Annotated in this window: 14 protein-coding genes and 1 tRNA gene; 8 read left to right on the plus strand and 7 right to left on the minus strand. The window is 61.9% G+C overall.

Features of this window, described 5'->3' with window-relative positions:
• Together H597_RS0122715 and gltX are read right to left on the minus strand one after the other, a co-directional pair.
• Positions 1-76, minus strand: a tRNA-Ala gene (locus H597_RS0122715).
• A gap of 76 nt (positions 77-152) precedes the next feature.
• Positions 153-1,547: a glutamate--tRNA ligase gene (gene gltX / locus H597_RS0122720; RefSeq protein ID WP_028104128.1), complete on the minus strand. Its 1,395-nt coding sequence runs from the start codon at positions 1,545-1,547 to the stop codon at positions 153-155.
• A 175-nt stretch (positions 1,548-1,722) separates the two neighbouring features.
• Between gltX and H597_RS0122725 the strand changes: the two genes are divergently transcribed.
• On the plus strand, positions 1,723-2,265 hold the full coding sequence (locus H597_RS0122725; RefSeq protein ID WP_028104129.1) for a cytochrome b: 543 nt from the start codon (positions 1,723-1,725) through the stop codon (positions 2,263-2,265).
• Positions 2,266-2,377: 112 nt separating this feature from the next.
• Here the strand turns inward: H597_RS0122725 and H597_RS0122730 are convergent, their stop codons facing one another.
• From H597_RS0122730 to apbC, 3 genes are read right to left on the minus strand one after another with little or no spacing between them, the layout of a single operon-like run.
• Positions 2,378-2,764 carry a DUF4399 domain-containing protein gene (locus H597_RS0122730; protein WP_028104130.1) on the minus strand — a complete coding sequence of 129 codons (387 nt, stop codon included), beginning with the start codon at positions 2,762-2,764 and terminating at the stop codon, positions 2,378-2,380.
• A 10-nt stretch (positions 2,765-2,774) separates the two neighbouring features.
• Positions 2,775-3,833, minus strand: a complete 1,059-nt coding sequence (locus tag H597_RS32140; RefSeq protein WP_035375031.1) for a WD40/YVTN/BNR-like repeat-containing protein — start codon at positions 3,831-3,833, stop codon at positions 2,775-2,777.
• Positions 3,833-4,915 carry an iron-sulfur cluster carrier protein ApbC gene (apbC, locus tag H597_RS0122740; RefSeq protein WP_028104131.1) on the minus strand — a complete coding sequence of 361 codons (1,083 nt, stop codon included), beginning with the start codon at positions 4,913-4,915 and terminating at the stop codon, positions 3,833-3,835. Before apbC ends, H597_RS32140 begins: the two co-directional genes overlap by 1 nt.
• Positions 4,916-4,997: 82 nt before the next feature.
• Here apbC and metG point away from each other — a divergent pair, with 82 nt between their 5' ends.
• A complete protein-coding gene (gene metG, locus H597_RS0122745; protein ID WP_028104132.1) occupies positions 4,998-7,160 on the plus strand; it encodes a methionine--tRNA ligase in 2,163 nt (720 codons plus the stop codon).
• A gap of 2 nt (positions 7,161-7,162) precedes the next feature.
• On the plus strand, positions 7,163-7,642 hold the full coding sequence (locus H597_RS0122750) for a GNAT family N-acetyltransferase (RefSeq protein WP_028104133.1): 480 nt from the start codon (positions 7,163-7,165) through the stop codon (positions 7,640-7,642).
• A gap of 435 nt (positions 7,643-8,077) precedes the next feature.
• On the opposite strand, the gene H597_RS0122755 is transcribed toward H597_RS0122750, so the two are convergent.
• A complete protein-coding gene (locus H597_RS0122755) occupies positions 8,078-8,980 on the minus strand; it encodes a DMT family transporter (protein WP_035375109.1) in 903 nt (300 codons plus the stop codon).
• A 152-nt stretch (positions 8,981-9,132) separates the two neighbouring features.
• Between H597_RS0122755 and H597_RS0122760 the strand changes: the two genes are divergently transcribed.
• From H597_RS0122760 to H597_RS0122780, 5 genes are read left to right on the plus strand one after another with little or no spacing between them, the layout of a single operon-like run.
• Positions 9,133-10,140 (plus strand): porin, encoded by a 1,008-nt coding sequence (locus tag H597_RS0122760; protein ID WP_028104135.1) that lies wholly within the window; start codon positions 9,133-9,135, stop codon positions 10,138-10,140.
• A 52-nt stretch (positions 10,141-10,192) separates the two neighbouring features.
• Positions 10,193-10,402, plus strand: coding sequence for a DUF3460 family protein (locus tag H597_RS0122765; RefSeq protein ID WP_028104136.1), 210 nt, complete (start codon positions 10,193-10,195; stop codon positions 10,400-10,402).
• A 20-nt stretch (positions 10,403-10,422) separates the two neighbouring features.
• Entirely contained in the window at positions 10,423-11,343 is a 921-nt protein-coding gene (locus H597_RS0122770; RefSeq protein ID WP_028104137.1) for a segregation and condensation protein A, read from the plus strand.
• Positions 11,344-11,354: 11 nt separating this feature from the next.
• On the plus strand, positions 11,355-12,194 hold the full coding sequence (gene panC / locus H597_RS0122775) for a pantoate--beta-alanine ligase (RefSeq protein WP_028104138.1): 840 nt from the start codon (positions 11,355-11,357) through the stop codon (positions 12,192-12,194).
• Between the two features lie 7 nt (positions 12,195-12,201).
• Positions 12,202-13,386: a hypothetical protein gene (locus H597_RS0122780; RefSeq protein WP_028104139.1), complete on the plus strand. Its 1,185-nt coding sequence runs from the start codon at positions 12,202-12,204 to the stop codon at positions 13,384-13,386.
• Here the strand turns inward: H597_RS0122780 and H597_RS0122785 are convergent.
• Positions 13,376-14,587, minus strand: a complete 1,212-nt coding sequence (locus tag H597_RS0122785; protein WP_028104140.1) for an EAL and HDOD domain-containing protein — start codon at positions 14,585-14,587, stop codon at positions 13,376-13,378. The genes H597_RS0122780 and H597_RS0122785 overlap by 11 nt on opposite strands.
• Positions 14,588-14,610: the final 23 nt, after the last annotated feature.

Here is a 14,610-nt window from a genome sequence, read left to right on the forward strand (position 1 = left end):
TGGTGGAGGTAAGCGGGATCGAACCGCTGACCTCTTGCATGCCATGCAAGCGCTCTCCCAGCTGAGCTATACCCCCGTTTTCGAAGGAGACAGAAGTATAGCAGCCCTTCTTGAAATTGCAAATTCTATTTTGCAAGATTGACGAAAAATATTTAGGCGAACTTGGCCAGGCGGGCTGCCACGGTGTCGCGGCCGAACAATTGCAATACCGCATCGATCGCAGGCGTCTGCAGCTGGCCGGCCACCATCAGGCGCAGCGGCATGGCCAGCTGAGGCATCTTCAGGCCGTGGGCCGCCAGCACTTCCTTGATCATGGCGGCAATGGCTTCCTTGGTCCACTCAACGGTAGCGATGCGGGCAGCGAAGTCGGCCACCGCCGGCTTTACCGCGTCCGTGTAGTGCTGGGTCATCAGGGCCGCATCCGGGTTCGGCGCACGGTAGAACAGCAGCGCGGCGTCGGCCAGCTCATTGATGGTGTTGGTGCGGTCTTTCAGCAGCGCCAGCACCAGCGGCAACTCGGGCGCGCCTTCCAGCACGCCGCCATCGGCCAGCAGCTTTGGCGTGACCAGTTCGGCCAGGCGGGTGTTGTCGGACTGCTTGATCCAGTGGTTGTTGACCCAGGCCAGCTTGTCGTAGTTGAACTGGGCCGGCGACGCGGTCAGGTTCTCCAAGTTGAACCACTGGCAGAACTGCTCCATCGAGAACAGCTCGTCGTCGCCGTGCGACCAGCCCAGGCGGGCCAGGTAGTTCAGCATGGCTTCCGGCAGATAGCCCTGCGCCGGGTACTCCATCACGCTGACAGCGCCATGGCGCTTGGACAGCTTGGCGCCGTCGGAACCCAGGATCATCGGCAGGTGGCCGTACTGCGGCAGTTCGGCGCCGATCGCGCGCAGGATATTGATCTGGCGCGGCGTGTTGTTCACGTGATCATCACCGCGCAGCACGTGGGTGATCTTCATATCCCAGTCGTCGACCGCCACGCAGAAGTTGTAGGTTGGGGTGCCGTCAGGGCGGGCGATGACCAGGTCATCGAGCTCCTTGTTGGCGATCGTGATTGGGCCCTTGACCACGTCGATCCAGGTCACATCGCCATCCAGCGGATTCTTGAAGCGCACCACCGGCTTGCGGTCGGCCGGGATGGCGGGCAGGGTCTTGCCTTCTTCCGGACGCCAGGTGCCGTCATAGCGCGGCTTTTCGCCCGCGGCGGTCGCCTTGTCGCGCATGGCCTGCACTTCTTCCTGCGACGAATAGCAATGGTAGGCGGTGCCTTCCTTCAGCATTTGCGCCACGACTTCGCGGTAGCGGTCCATGCGCTGCATCTGGTAGAACGGGCCTTCATCGTGATCCAGGCCGAGCCACTTCATGCCGTCCAGGATGGCCTGCACTGCTTCCGGGGTCGAACGTTCCAGGTCGGTATCTTCGATGCGCAGTACGAAAGTGCCGCCAAAGTGGCGGGCGAAAGCCCAGGAATACAGCGCGGTGCGGGCGCCGCCGACGTGCAGGAAACCGGTCGGGCTAGGTGCGAAACGGGTACGGACTTGAGTCATTTCGAGTGGAATGCAGAAAATATAAAGGCGTTATTTTACCTGCAAAGAGCGTCGGGACCACTTCCCTGCTGGTATGCATTCGAGGCCGCATGAATACTGGCGTGCGATTAAAGTGGTATCCCATGATCGCAAAACCAGTTGACCGCCCACCCCCTCCGCACCGAAGCTTGGCGTTATGGACACCACAACCAAGTTAAGCCGCACCACGATCGCGCTGCACTGGCTGATCGCCCTCACCATGCTCGGACTATGCGCACTCGGGATCTACATGGTGCAGACAGAATCCTGGGGCCTGTTCCACTGGCATAAATCGATAGGCCTGATCCTGTTTGGCTTCATCCTGGCCCGCGTGGCGTGGCGGCTGAAGCAAGGCCTGCCGCCGCCGGTGCGGGACGCCGCTCGCTGGGAACATCTGGCAAGCAAGACCGCTCATTGGCTGCTGCTGGCCGCGACCGTGGCGCTGCCCGTTACCGGCATGATTTATTCGGGCATGGGCGGCCATGGTTTCGGCGTTTTCGGCTTGGAGATGGTAGGCAGCCACTACGAGGCCGGTAAAGCAGTAGCGCTCGACGCAGGCCTATCGGAGCTGGGGCAAGCGATGCACAGCTGGATCGGTTACGGCCTACTGGCGCTGGCGGCCCTGCACGTCGGCGCAGCCCTCAAGCACCACTTCGTGGACAAGGACAACACACTGCGGCGCATGCTAGGCAGGTCCTGATATAAAAGCCGGGGTCAGCTCTGGCAATCGGACATTCGCTCCGCGCATGTCCGATTGCCAGAGCTGACGCCGGCTTTTTATTTGTAACTGACTTGGCTTTTTGCCGCTTTCCTTACTTGACCGTGACGGTGATGCTCTTCGACAGGCCTGGACCGTAGCTTTGGTGGGCGCCGTTGGCGAATTGCATGGTCAGTTTGTAGGTGCCTGGCGGCAGGGTGACGTCGGTTTCCGTCTGGCCTTTGCCGAAGTGCAGGTGGGTTTCGTCGAACGGAACCGATTCGCCGACCTTCATGCTGTCGCCGTTGATGATCAGGTGATGGTGACCGGTGTTGCTGTCCATCGTGCCGGCCGGCTTCACTTCCATGCCGGTCACGGCAAACTTCACCTTGAATGGGCTGCTGACTACCGCGCCGTTCTTCGGTTCGGTAAAGTCCACGGACTGCGCCATCGCAGTGCCTGCAACCAGGGCCATGGTCAGGGCCGCGAGAATCTTTTGCATCGTTGTCTCCTTACTTGAGTGGGGTGCCAATGTATTTGACGATCAGGCCTTTCGGTCCGACCGCCCATCCGGCGCCGGAAGCTGAAAAGCCAACGGCGTTCAGTTTCGTTTCCTTTTCGATAATTGTCCAGCTTTTGCCCCCGTCCCGGGTGTAGCCCGAGCCGGCCAGGCCGACTGCGACGAAGGTGCCCCGCGCTCCCGGCACCGGAACCACCGCCGATAAAAAGCCTGTCGGCAGGATTTGCGCCGGCCACCAGCCAGCGCCGCCATCCGCGCTGATCGAGCCGTTCAGCGTGCCCAGCGTGGGTTCCTTGTAATCGCCGCCAACCACCAGGCCGCGCCGGTTGCCGTCGAAAGCGACGGAGAAGGCGCCTTTGCTCGGTGCCGTAGCAGGAATTTGCAGCGTGACCGCTTGCCAGTTATGTCCGCGGTCTACGGAACGGAACAAGCGCGCCTGGCCGGCGCCGCCGGTGACAAACCAGGCGTCGCCAAGGCCGCCCACGCTCAGGCAGGTGCCGCTGGCGGCGAATGCGCCTTCCTGCGGCAATGCGGCCAATCCTGTCGGGTTTTCAACCGGCCGCCAGCTTTCGCCGCCGTCGGTCGTCACTAGAACCTGGAACGCGCCGCGCACCGGATCGCCGAAGACGATGCCGTTATGGGCATCCCAGAATGCCATGGCGTCCCAGAAGCCTTCCGGCTCCTTGTTCACGACCACCAGTTGCCATGAGAGGCCGCCGTTCCGGGTGCGGTACATGCGCGAAGCCTCCCCGGGCCCGGCACCCATCACGATTGCATTCTTGTCGTCGAAGGCCTCGATGTCGCGGAAGTCGATGGTTTCCGCGCCTGGGACGGTCATCAGGTCCCAGTGTTCACCGTCCGCCGTGCGCAGGACAGTCCCCTTGGCGCCGCTGGCCCATGCAACCTGATCGCTCAGGACCGACAGTCCGCGCAACTCAGCGTCGCCAGCGTGGGGCTGTGGCAGCCATCCCTTTGCCGGCGCATCCGGGACCGGTTGCGTCGAGCAAGCGGTCAACGCGGCCAGCGCCGCACAGGTCAAGGCGCGCCGCATCAGTCGTGCTTGATGACGATGCTAGGGAACTTGCTGCTCATATCCTTGGCTTTTTCGGCCACCTTCACGGCCACCTTGCGTGCGATCGCCTTGTAGATTGCAGCTTCCGGGCCATCCGGCTCGGCCACCACGGTCGGCTTGCCGGAATCGGCCTGCTCGCGGATTGCCAGTTTCAACGGCAGCGCGCCCAGGAAGTCCACACCGAAGTCGGCGCACATCTTTTCGCCGCCGCCGTGGCCGAAGATTTCTTCGGTGTGGCCGCAGTTCGAGCAGATATGGGTGCTCATGTTTTCCACTACGCCGAGGATCGGGATGCCGACTTTCTCGAACATCTTCAGGCCCTTGCGCGCGTCCAGCAACGCGATGTCCTGCGGCGTGGTCACGATCACGGCGCCGGTGACCGGCACTTTCTGCGACAGCGTCAGCTGGATGTCGCCGGTACCAGGCGGCATATCCACAATCAGGTAGTCCAGATCGCGCCAGTTGGTCTGCTCCAGCAGCTGCTGCAAGGCCTGGGTCACCATCGGACCGCGCCACACCATCGGTTCATCCGGATCGATCAGGAAGCCGATCGAGGAGACCTGCACGCCATGGCCTTCCATCGGGTCCATGGTCTTGCCGTCGGACGTGGTCGGGCGGCCGGATACGCCCAGCATCATCGGCTGCGACGGGCCGTAAATATCGGCATCCAGCACGCCAACGGCGGCCCCTTCGGCGGCCAGCGCCAGCGCCAGGTTGACGGCGGTGGTCGATTTGCCGACGCCGCCCTTGCCAGATGCGACGGCAATGATATTCTTCACGTTCGGCATCAGTTTCAAGCCGCGCTGCACGGAATGCGAAATGATCTTGCTGCCGACAGTCAGATTGACCTTCGCGCCCAGCGGCTGCAAGGCAGCCAGCACATTGGCGCGGATCGATTCGACTTGCGACTTGGCCGGGTAGCCCAGCTCGATATCCAGGCTGATTTCGCCGCTTTCGACCTTCAGGTTGCGGACCGATTTGGAGGAGACAAAGTCCTTGCTAGTGTTAGGATCAATTACTTTGGACAGTGCTGATTTGACGTCATCTACGGTGATACTCATGCAATTCTCCATTGGTGATGGCGCAGTCTAGCGCATCCGCTGGTAAAATGCTCTTTTTATCCACCTTAATAGCGCATCAATTATGACTCGCAAGCTGTTCGTCACCACTGCCCTGCCATACGCAAACGCTGCCTTCCACATCGGCCATATGATGGAGTACATCCAGGCCGACATCTGGGTCCGTTTCCAGCGAATGCAGGCCGAGGGCGACGGTTTGCGCGAAGTGCATTTCGTGGGCGCCGATGACACCCACGGCACTCCGATCATGATCGCCGCTGAAAAGGAAGGCATCACCCCGCAGGAATTCGTGGCCAAGATCGCCGCCGGCCGTCCGCAATACCTGGACGGCTTCCATATCGCCTTCGATAACTGGTACTCCACCGATTCGCCGGAAAACGTGGAACTGTCCCAGGGCATCTACCGCAAGCTGCGCGACGCTGGCCTGATCCAGACCAAGACCGTCGACCGCTTCTTCGATCCGGTCAAGGGCATGTTCCTGGCCGACCGCAACATCAAGGGCGAGTGTCCAAAGTGCCACGCCAAGGACCAATACGGCGACAACTGCGAGGTGTGCGGCGCCGCCTACCAGCCGACCGAACTGATTAACCCGTTCTCGGTATTCACCAACGCCACCCCGATCCTCAAGCCTTCGGAGCAATACTTCTTCAAGCTGTCCGACCCGCGCTGCTTCGAATTCCTGCGCGACTGGCTGAACACCCCGGGCCGTTTGCAGCCGGAGATGGTGAACAAAGTGTCGGAGTGGCTGGGCGAAGCCGGTGAAAAGCTGGCCGACTGGGATATCTCGCGCGATGCGCCCTACTTCGGCATCCCGATCCCCGACGCGCCGAACAAGTACTTCTACGTCTGGCTGGACGCGCCGGTCGGCTACCTGGCGTCGCTGAAGAACTACTGCGGCAAGAAAGGCATCGACTACGATACCCTGCTGGCCGATCCGGGCACGGAACAGATCCACTTCATCGGCAAGGATATCGTCTCCTTCCACCTGCTGTTCTGGCCTGCGATGCTGCAATTCGCCAAGCACCCGACCATCGACCGCATGAAGGTTGCCGTGCACGGCCACCTGACCGTGAACAACGAGAAGATGTCCAAGTCGCGCGGCACCGGCATTTCGCCACTGCGCTACCTGAACCTGGGCATGAACCCGGAGTGGCTGCGCTACTACCTGGCCTACAAGCTGAACTCCCGCGTCGAAGACCTGGACTTCACCGGCGACGACTTCGTGGCGCGTGTGAACTCGGACCTGATCGGTAAGTTCGTCAACATCGCCTCCCGTTGCGCGGGCTTCATCGCCAAGAAGTTCGACGGCAAGCTGGCATCGGCCCTGTCCGCCTCGTCGCAGGAATGGATCAAAAAGGCGCTGGTGGCCGAGAACGGCAGCGAACGCCAGGCATCCATCGCCGCCAACTTCGAGTCGCGCGAATTCGGCAAGGCCCTGCGTGAAATCATGGAAATCGCCGACGTGGCCAACCGCTTTGTCGACGAGAACAAGCCATGGGTGCTGGCCAAGGACGACGCGAAACTGGCCGAACTGCACGACGTCTGCACCGCCGCCCTGATCCTGTTCCGCCAGCTGTCGATCCTGCTGTCGCCGGTGCTGCCAGGCGTGGCCGCCAATGTGCGCAGCTTCCTGAATGATGCCGCCTTCACTTGGGCCGACACCGCCGTCGCATCGGGCGCCGCATGGCAGCCGATGCTGGGCCGTACCATCGGCGCTTACAGCCACCTAATGACCCGCGTCGAGCCAAAGATGATCGAAGAACTGTTCGATGCCCCGGCACCGGCCGCCGCCGCTCCCGCTGCAGCCGCCAAGCCTGAGAAGGCCGCCAAATCCAAGGCCCCTGCTGCCCCAGCCGTCACCGAGACCGGCATCGAAGTCATCGCGCCGGAAATCTCGGTCGACGATTTCTTCAAGGTCGACCTGCGCATTGCCAAAATCGTCAATTGCGAACATGTGGAAGGCTCCGACAAGCTGCTGCGCCTGACGCTGGACGCGGGCGAAGGCCGCCACCGCAACGTCTTCTCCGGCATCAAGGCGATGTACCAGCCGGAAGAGCTGGTCGGCAAGCTGACCGTCCTGGTTGCCAACCTGGCGCCACGCAAGATGAAGTTCGGCGTGTCGGAAGGCATGGTAATGGCGGCATCGGCGGTAGATGAGAAGGCAAACCCTGGCATCTACATCCTCAACCCATGGCCAGGCGCCACTCCGGGCATGCGCATCAGCTAAGCATGGACATACTAGTTCGCGAAGCGACCACTGAAGATGCGCCCCTGATCGCCGAGCTCACGCGCAAAGCGTGGGCCGGCAAGGTCAGCGTCACCTCCAGCGGACACCGTGAAACCGCCGTCTACGTCGCCGACCATCTGCGCGACGGCGGCGGTTTTATTATGCTCGATGGTGAAACGCCGATTGGTTCCGTGCGCTGGCTGCCGCTTGATGCGGAACCCGATGTGTGGGAAATCCTGCGCATGGGTGTATTAGCCGAGTACCGCGGCACCAACCTCTCGCAGCACTTGCTCGAAGCCGTGATTCACCACGCGCTGGCCATTGGCATCGAAGAACTGCGCCTTGCCGTGCGCAGCGACCAGCCCAAGCTGATCGACTTTTACACCGCCTACGAATTTACCCTGGCTGAAGAATTGGAATATTCGCATGCCAACCCGCTGGAGCCGGCGCCATTGGTTATGCGCCGGATGTTGAAGCATTAAAAATGGGTGATGCGGCGCCAGGATGAACCAGGGCGTTCCAGCAAAATGTTTGGCGATGCAAGTCCATTATTATTTGCGGCGGCGACAGGCTGGAACTTATTGCCGAAGGCCCGTTAGCCCTTGAATCTCCATCTATTTAAATAGTCCGCGCCTGCTGAACGTAATTCCCCGTCACTTTGCACAGATATCAGCGCGTACTTCCAATCTACCCCAATGGTGACGCCACCTTATCGGCAAGCCTATGTCCGTTCAGCAGATAAGCCAACTATTAGCACGATCACGCCACCAATTGGCTAAAGAAAAGCGAATAAACAATGGGTTGCGGCGGCTTGGGCGGGGGCTTCTGGCAAGCCGTGAGCAAGATGGCCGCAGCCAGCGCGGCAAGGGGGAGGAAACGCATGGCAACCTCCGGCGCAAAATCTGAAAATATCAGATTCAGCGCCGCGCTGTCGCACGGCCAGAGGAAATAACGATTCCCCCGACAATCAATAAAAACGCAAGCGCGTGATAGAGTTTTGGCGCTTCCCCAAGAATCAGCAAGGAAAGAAGCGCCGTAAATAAAGGCGTGAGATTAACGAAGAATGACGCTACCGCAGGTCCGGCCTGCTGAACGCCGGCACCCCAGCAGCGGAACGCGATAATCGCCGGCCCGATGGCCACATAAGCCAGCGCTGCGATTAATGTCCAGCTCCAATGAATAGCCGCGGCAGATATTGCCGCCTCGCCCGCGGCAAATAGTCCCGACCAGACAACGCCAAAAGCCACTTGCGCCAGCAAAAACCTCGCCCAGTGGCCGCGAATATGCGCCGGACCATTCGTGCGGGTTAATAGCCAGCTGTACAAAGACCAGGCGATCGTGGCCAGGATCATGAAAATATCGCCGCTCACCAGGCGCAATTCCATTAAATGCTCCCATTCGCCGCGCGCCAGGACCAGCAATACCCCCGCAATTGATAACAGCGCGCCCGCAATTTGGCGGCGTGAAACGCCAGCACCAAAAAAGAGCCAGCCGGTCAGCGCCATCCAGACGGGCATCCCCGATGCAACCAGCGTCACGTTGATAGGCGTTGAACTCTGCAATGCCAAGTACTGGAAAGCGTTATAGAGCCCGATACCAAGCAGGCCCAGCACCGTGAAGCGGCGCCAGTTCGGCCACAGTCCACTATCCCGTCGGAAAATCTGCCCCGCCATAGGCAATAAAAAGACCAAGGCGATCGCCCAGCGCAGGAAGTTCAGCATGAGGGGCGGAACATCCTGCGCCACCATGCGCCCCACAATGGCATTGCCGGCCCACAGCATCGGCGGGATCGTCAGGAGGATGGCGGTGCGGGTCTTCATGTTGCCGGGAAGCATACTCGATATTGCAATGGCGTGCCGGGCGTGGCTCGGCGCCCACGGCAGGGGAAGTTTTGCTTGTCGGCGAACTGGGCAGCAGGGAGAATGGGACGCAGCATGAGGCCTAAACAACAATATTAAGAAGCGACTCACACATGAAAAAACTGCTCCCGGCATTCGCCCTCACCCTTCCCTTCGCCGCATCGGCGCAAAACCAGGTGTCCATATACGGCGTGCTCGATGCCTACGCCGGCCGCACAGCGACCGCCAGCGCGCCACAGGCGGTCAGCGCCGTCAACAGCGGCGGCATGATCACCTCCTACTACGGCTTTTCCGGCACCGAAGCCCTGGGCGGCGGCATGAAGGCGCAATTCCAGCTGGAAGGCTTCTTCCGTGGCGATACCGGCGAAGCGGGACGCTTCCCTGGCGAAGCCATGTTCGCCCGCAACGCGAACGTCGGCCTGGGCGGCGAATTCGGGCTGGTGCGGCTGGGACGGATCGGCAACCCGCTCTTCATCGCGGCGGGCCAGATCAACCCCTTTGGCCCATCGACCCGCTTTTCGCCGTTAATCAACCAGATCTTCACGGCGGCCGGCGGCAATGCGACGCTGGGCGATACCGGCTGGAGCAATTCGCTGCAGTACGCCTCCAACCCCGTGCACGACACCACCTTCATCGCCCAGTACTCGCTGGGCGAGCAGCCGGGCGCGCACAACAATAACTGGGCCGCCGTCGCCAAATACGTGGGCAAGGAGCTGGCGGTGACGCTGGGCGCCCAGAACGTGCGCGTCGGCCCCGGCGTCAGCGCCACGGTGCCGGAACAGCGCACCTACCTGGCCGCTGCCGCCTACGATTTCCAGGTGGTCAAACTGTTTGCCTCGTATTCCGACCACAACGCCAAGGTCAGCGAGCGCGAGGGCCACTCCGTCCAGGCTGGTTTCACGGTGCCAACCCATGGCGGCGCCGGACGCTGGATGGTGTCCTGGTCGCGTCTGACAGAACAGGCAAAAGTAGTGCCAAAATTCCATCGCGACACCGGCGCCGCCGGCTATGACTACAACCTGTCGCCGCGCACCGACCTCTATGCTGTGCTGATGTACGACAAAATTAGCAACGCTAGCAAGGGAAATACCTACATCGCGGGCCTCAGGCATCGTTTCTGACAAGAAAAGAAGTTAGAATGTCAGCTGCTGAATCCCGTAATTTTTCCACGATATGAAATTTCTCAAGCAGAACCATAAATACGAGTCGGACCACTCTTTGTTCATCAAGGAACTGAAGGCCAAGCACCCTGAAATCGAAGCGGGCCAGCAGGCCGGCCGCTCCCTCCTGTGGGACAAGCCAATCACTTCGCTGGACGAGCAGGCCCGTAACAAGGCGTCGACCGTCAAGCAACAGGCTTACGTGTACCAGAACAAGGTATAAGAGCCGGGACGGCACACAGCATGTTGCCAAAAGACGCGGCGGACGATCAGGCCGAACAGGCTGAACTGGCCGTCGCCGCGGATTTGCCGCCTGACGCAGGCGGAGCAAGCAGCGGCGCGGATGGCGCGCCACCCGAAGCGAGCGCCCAGGCAGAAGACCAGGGCGCCGCTTTTGCACGCCTGTATGGCGAGCCGGTGCTGAAACTGCCCAACGACCTGTACATCCCACCCGACGCACTGGAAGTCTTCCTGGAAGCCTTCGAAGGCCCGCTCGACTTGCTGCTGTACCTGATCCGCAAGCAGAATTTCAACATCCTCGACATCCCGATGGCCCAGGTCACGCTGCAATACCTGAGCTATGTGGAGGAAATCCGCAAGACCAATCTGGAGCTGGCGGCGGAATACCTGCTGATGGCAGCCATGCTGATCGAGATCAAGTCGCGCATGCTGCTGCCGCAGCGCCAGCACGACCTTGACGTGGAAGCGGACGACCCGCGCGCGGAACTGGTGCGCCGCCTGCTCGAATACGAGCAGATCAAGCTGGCCGCCTACGAACTCAATACCCTGCCCCAGGTCGGCCGCGACTTCGTGCGCACCCAGATCTTCATCGAGCAAAGCCTGGTGCCGACCTGGCCGGAAGTGGCCGTGGTCGACCTGCAGGATGCCTGGCGCATGCTGATGAAGCGCGCCACGCTCAAGCAGCACCACAAGATCACGCGCGAGGAACTGTCGGTGCGCGAGCATATGACCTCCATCCTGCGCAAGCTGCAATCGAGCCGCTTCATCGAATTCACCGAGCTGTTCAACCCCGCGTCGCCGCCGCCGGTGGTGGTCGTGAACTTCGTGGCAATGCTCGAGCTGGCCAAGGAAACCCTGATTGAAATTACCCAGGCGGAACCGTTCGCACCGATTTACGTGCGTCTCGCGTATTCGCCCGCTTAACGCTAAAAACTATGAAAATCATCTCCAATATCGAAGAACTGCGCGACCAGCTTAGCGGCCAGCTGCGCACCGCTTTCGTGCCAACCATGGGCAATCTGCACGAAGGCCACCTGTCCCTGATGCGCCTGGCGCGCAAGCATGGCGACCCTGTTGTGGCTTCCATTTTCGTGAACCGCCTGCAGTTCGGCCCGAACGAAGACTTCGACAAATACCCGCGCACCTTCCAGGCCGACGTGGAAAAACTGGAGAAGGAAGGCGTCTACGTGCTGTTCGCGCCGACCGAGAAAGACATGTACCCGGAGCCGCAGGAGTATCGCGTGCAACCGCCTGAAGGCCTGGGCAACACCCTGGAAGGCGAGTTCCGTCCCGGCTTCTTCGGCGGCGTGTGCACCGTGGTGACCAAGCTGTTTTCCTGCGTGCAGCCGAAGGTGGCCGTGTTCGGCAAGAAGGATTACCAGCAGCTCATGATCGTGCGCAATATGGCGCGCCAGCTGGGCATGCCGACCGAGATCATCGCTGCCGAGACTTACCGTGCCGACGACGGCCTGGCCCTGTCCTCGCGCAATATGTACCTGTCGGCCGACGAACGTGCCGAAGCCCCAGCCTTGTACCGCGCCCTGAACCAGGTGGCCGACGAAGTGCGCTCCGGCCACCTCGACGTGTTCCAGCTGGAGCACAAGGCGATGGACGAACTGGCCGCTCGCGGCTGGAAGCCCGACTATATCTCGATCCGCAAACGCAACGACCTGCAACCGCCGAATGCCGGCGACCTGGCGCAAGGCGAAAAGCTGGTCGTGCTGGCCGCGGCCAAGCTCGGTTCCACCCGCCTCATCGACAACCTCGAAATCTGATCGCCCCATGATGTCTTTCAGCGTCACGCTGCGCGGCCCCCGCAAGGATGCCGTGCAATCCGAAATCGCCGTCCAACTCGCCAAATTGCTGGGCCGCAGCGTCGCCGACGCGGAACGCGCCCTGGCCATGCCCTCGCTGACGGTCAAGCGCGGCATCGACTTGCGCACCGCCAACCGCTACCAGACGGCGCTGGACGATTGCGGCGCTTGCGCCACCATCGAGCGCGAGTTCATTGCGGAAAGCAGCCTGGACGGGATTCCGGAAGCCTTCCACGCCTTCCCAGCCGTGCTGCGCCACGCTGAACGGATTCATCCGACCAACGACAAGAACCATGCCGCGATGGTGGGCCTGCTGGCCACCGGCGACCATGGCTCGAGCGTGCACAGCGCCATGGAGCAGAATCTGAAAGACATGTGCGGCGGCCGCATCAGCCTGGAAGGCTTGCTGCGCTATTTCAATGTCGACCGCTTGAAAGCCATCCTGGATGATGCCAGGACCACCCTCAGTATTTACCAGCGCGGCGGCTACAACCAGGTGGTGAACTATGGCTACGGCCGGCCCAGCCAGCCCTCCGCCGCCGATTCCGCGTTCTACATCCAGGCCGCGCACTGCTTCGAAGCCTTCCTGGTGATCCTGCGCGACCATGGCGTGGTGACGCCGGAGGGCGAGCTGCCCGCTTCGGTCGCCCTGCGCGACGGCAAAGGCAGCCAGATCCGTGCCAAGGGCCAGCGCGTGCAGTTCTGCCACCGCGATTCGCCCTATGTCCATGCCGGGACCGTCGACGGTTGCCAGACCATCGGCGTGGAAGTCGTGCGCACGGTGCGCGACGGCGTGGAATGCAGCGCGCTGATCCCTTACGCCAACCTGTTCTTGGATGGCGGCGACACGTTCCGCCCGCTGCCGCGCGAAGCGGTGCTGGAGCGCCGCCAGCTGACCGGCTACGCGCTGCCGCAAGTGCCGGAACTGCGTTTGATGGGCAATATGGAAGTCGAGCTGGACCTGCTGGCGACGCCGCAGACCCTGACGCACCGCGCCTTCTTCTTCGATTTTGCGTCGAAGGTGCGCGATCAGTCGGGCGGCCGGCTGGAAACCGCCAACCTGGGCCCCGGCATCTTCCTGGTGGGCGGCAACCTGGAGCTGGCCGCCACGGCCGTGGCCCAGGTCATGGAGCCGCTGCGGCTTAAGTCGTAACGCTCTGGGTCCAGGCCAGGGCCGACAGGTGGGCCTTGTTGACGTCCTCGGGGGATAGCGACAGGGATTCGGCCAGCGAGCTGACCAGATTACTGTTCAGTTCGCAGGCTTCCGCCAGCGCCAGGAAGGGGCCGTACCTGCCGCCGCGCGTCAACAGCGCCTTCACCACTTCCTCGCTCAGCTGGATTTCCTGCAGCACTTCCTTCATGGGGATGCCCAGCAGGCGGTCCAGCAGGGAGAACATGCCGGCCACGAAGATATTCTCGGCGTCGGCCTTGCCCAGCGCCTTCTGGCCCAGCAATTCAGCCAGGCGGCCGCGCACCACGGCCGTTTCCAGCAGCACCGGCGAGAAGCCGGAGGTGGACGCCGTTGCCAGCAGCAGGGTCAGCCAGCGGTACATCGGCTGGTAGCCCATCAGCTGGATCGCCTGCTTCAGCGATTGCACTTCGCGCCCCGCGCCGAAACCGGCGGAATTGATGTAGCGCAGCAGCTTGTACGACAGGGCCGCGTCGCGCTTCAGGGCGCTTTCCAGCTGGGCGATATCGGCGTTGGCGTTGACCATCTGCATCAGCTGCAGGATGATGGTTTGCGACGGGTTGAGGCCCTGGCCTTCGCTGCCCGGGCGCGGCGTCAGGTGCAGCTTGCCGACGAAGGCGTCCAGTCCCAGCGCGGCGCAGGCATCGAAATCGGCCCAGGTGGACACCGGGCGCCCCACCATGCGGATCGTTGAGGTTTTCAGCAGCGAATAGGCGCGCGCCTGCGCGCCCACGTCGGCGCCGGTGAAACGCACTTCCACATAGGAACAGATGGTGCCCAGGCGGCTGCCCACGCGCGTCAGATCGGCTTCGCGCAGCAGGATGCCGACACCGCCGGCGCGCAGGGCCTGCACGGCCGCCAGCGTGGTCGGGTTGGCCAGTTCGGACGTTTTCAGCGACAGCACCGTGTGTTCGGGCGGCAGGTCGAACATGGCATCGACCGACAACATGCCGGGCACGGCTTGCAGGAACAGGGTCTTCTGCTTGAGCAGCCAGCCGTGTTCGGGGTGGTTGACTTGCCCTGCGACGAAACCGACCAGATCTTCCAGTTCGGCCTGCGAGGGGATGTGGTTGGCAGCGTCCTGCTGCCAGGTAAGTTCGTAGCCGACCACGCGTTGCTCGGGATCAAGCAGGGGCTCGCGAACCAGGAAATGTGTCTGATGCATACGTAGTCTTATGCTTTGCTCAG

The sequence above is a fragment of the Pseudoduganella violaceinigra DSM 15887 genome, assembly GCF_000425385.1.
Taxonomy (GTDB): Bacteria; Pseudomonadota; Gammaproteobacteria; order Burkholderiales; family Burkholderiaceae_D; genus Rugamonas; species Rugamonas violaceinigra.

Coding starts and splice junctions, on each gene's coding strand:
- gltX (WP_028104128.1), bottom strand. CDS start 1,547: ATGACTCAAGTCCGTACCCGTTTCGCACCTAGCCCGACCGGTTTCCTG.
- H597_RS0122725 (WP_028104129.1), top strand. CDS start 1,723: ATGGACACCACAACCAAGTTAAGCCGCACCACGATCGCGCTGCACTGG.
- H597_RS0122730 (WP_028104130.1), bottom strand. CDS start 2,764: ATGCAAAAGATTCTCGCGGCCCTGACCATGGCCCTGGTTGCAGGCACT.
- H597_RS32140 (WP_035375031.1), bottom strand. CDS start 3,833: ATGCGGCGCGCCTTGACCTGTGCGGCGCTGGCCGCGTTGACCGCTTGC.
- apbC (WP_028104131.1), bottom strand. CDS start 4,915: ATGAGTATCACCGTAGATGACGTCAAATCAGCACTGTCCAAAGTAATT.
- metG (WP_028104132.1), top strand. CDS start 4,998: ATGACTCGCAAGCTGTTCGTCACCACTGCCCTGCCATACGCAAACGCT.
- H597_RS0122750 (WP_028104133.1), top strand. CDS start 7,163: ATGGACATACTAGTTCGCGAAGCGACCACTGAAGATGCGCCCCTGATC.
- H597_RS0122755 (WP_035375109.1), bottom strand. CDS start 8,980: ATGAAGACCCGCACCGCCATCCTCCTGACGATCCCGCCGATGCTGTGG.
- H597_RS0122760 (WP_028104135.1), top strand. CDS start 9,133: ATGAAAAAACTGCTCCCGGCATTCGCCCTCACCCTTCCCTTCGCCGCA.
- H597_RS0122765 (WP_028104136.1), top strand. CDS start 10,193: ATGAAATTTCTCAAGCAGAACCATAAATACGAGTCGGACCACTCTTTG.
- H597_RS0122770 (WP_028104137.1), top strand. CDS start 10,423: ATGTTGCCAAAAGACGCGGCGGACGATCAGGCCGAACAGGCTGAACTG.
- panC (WP_028104138.1), top strand. CDS start 11,355: ATGAAAATCATCTCCAATATCGAAGAACTGCGCGACCAGCTTAGCGGC.
- H597_RS0122780 (WP_028104139.1), top strand. CDS start 12,202: ATGATGTCTTTCAGCGTCACGCTGCGCGGCCCCCGCAAGGATGCCGTG.
- H597_RS0122785 (WP_028104140.1), bottom strand. CDS start 14,587: ATGCATCAGACACATTTCCTGGTTCGCGAGCCCCTGCTTGATCCCGAG.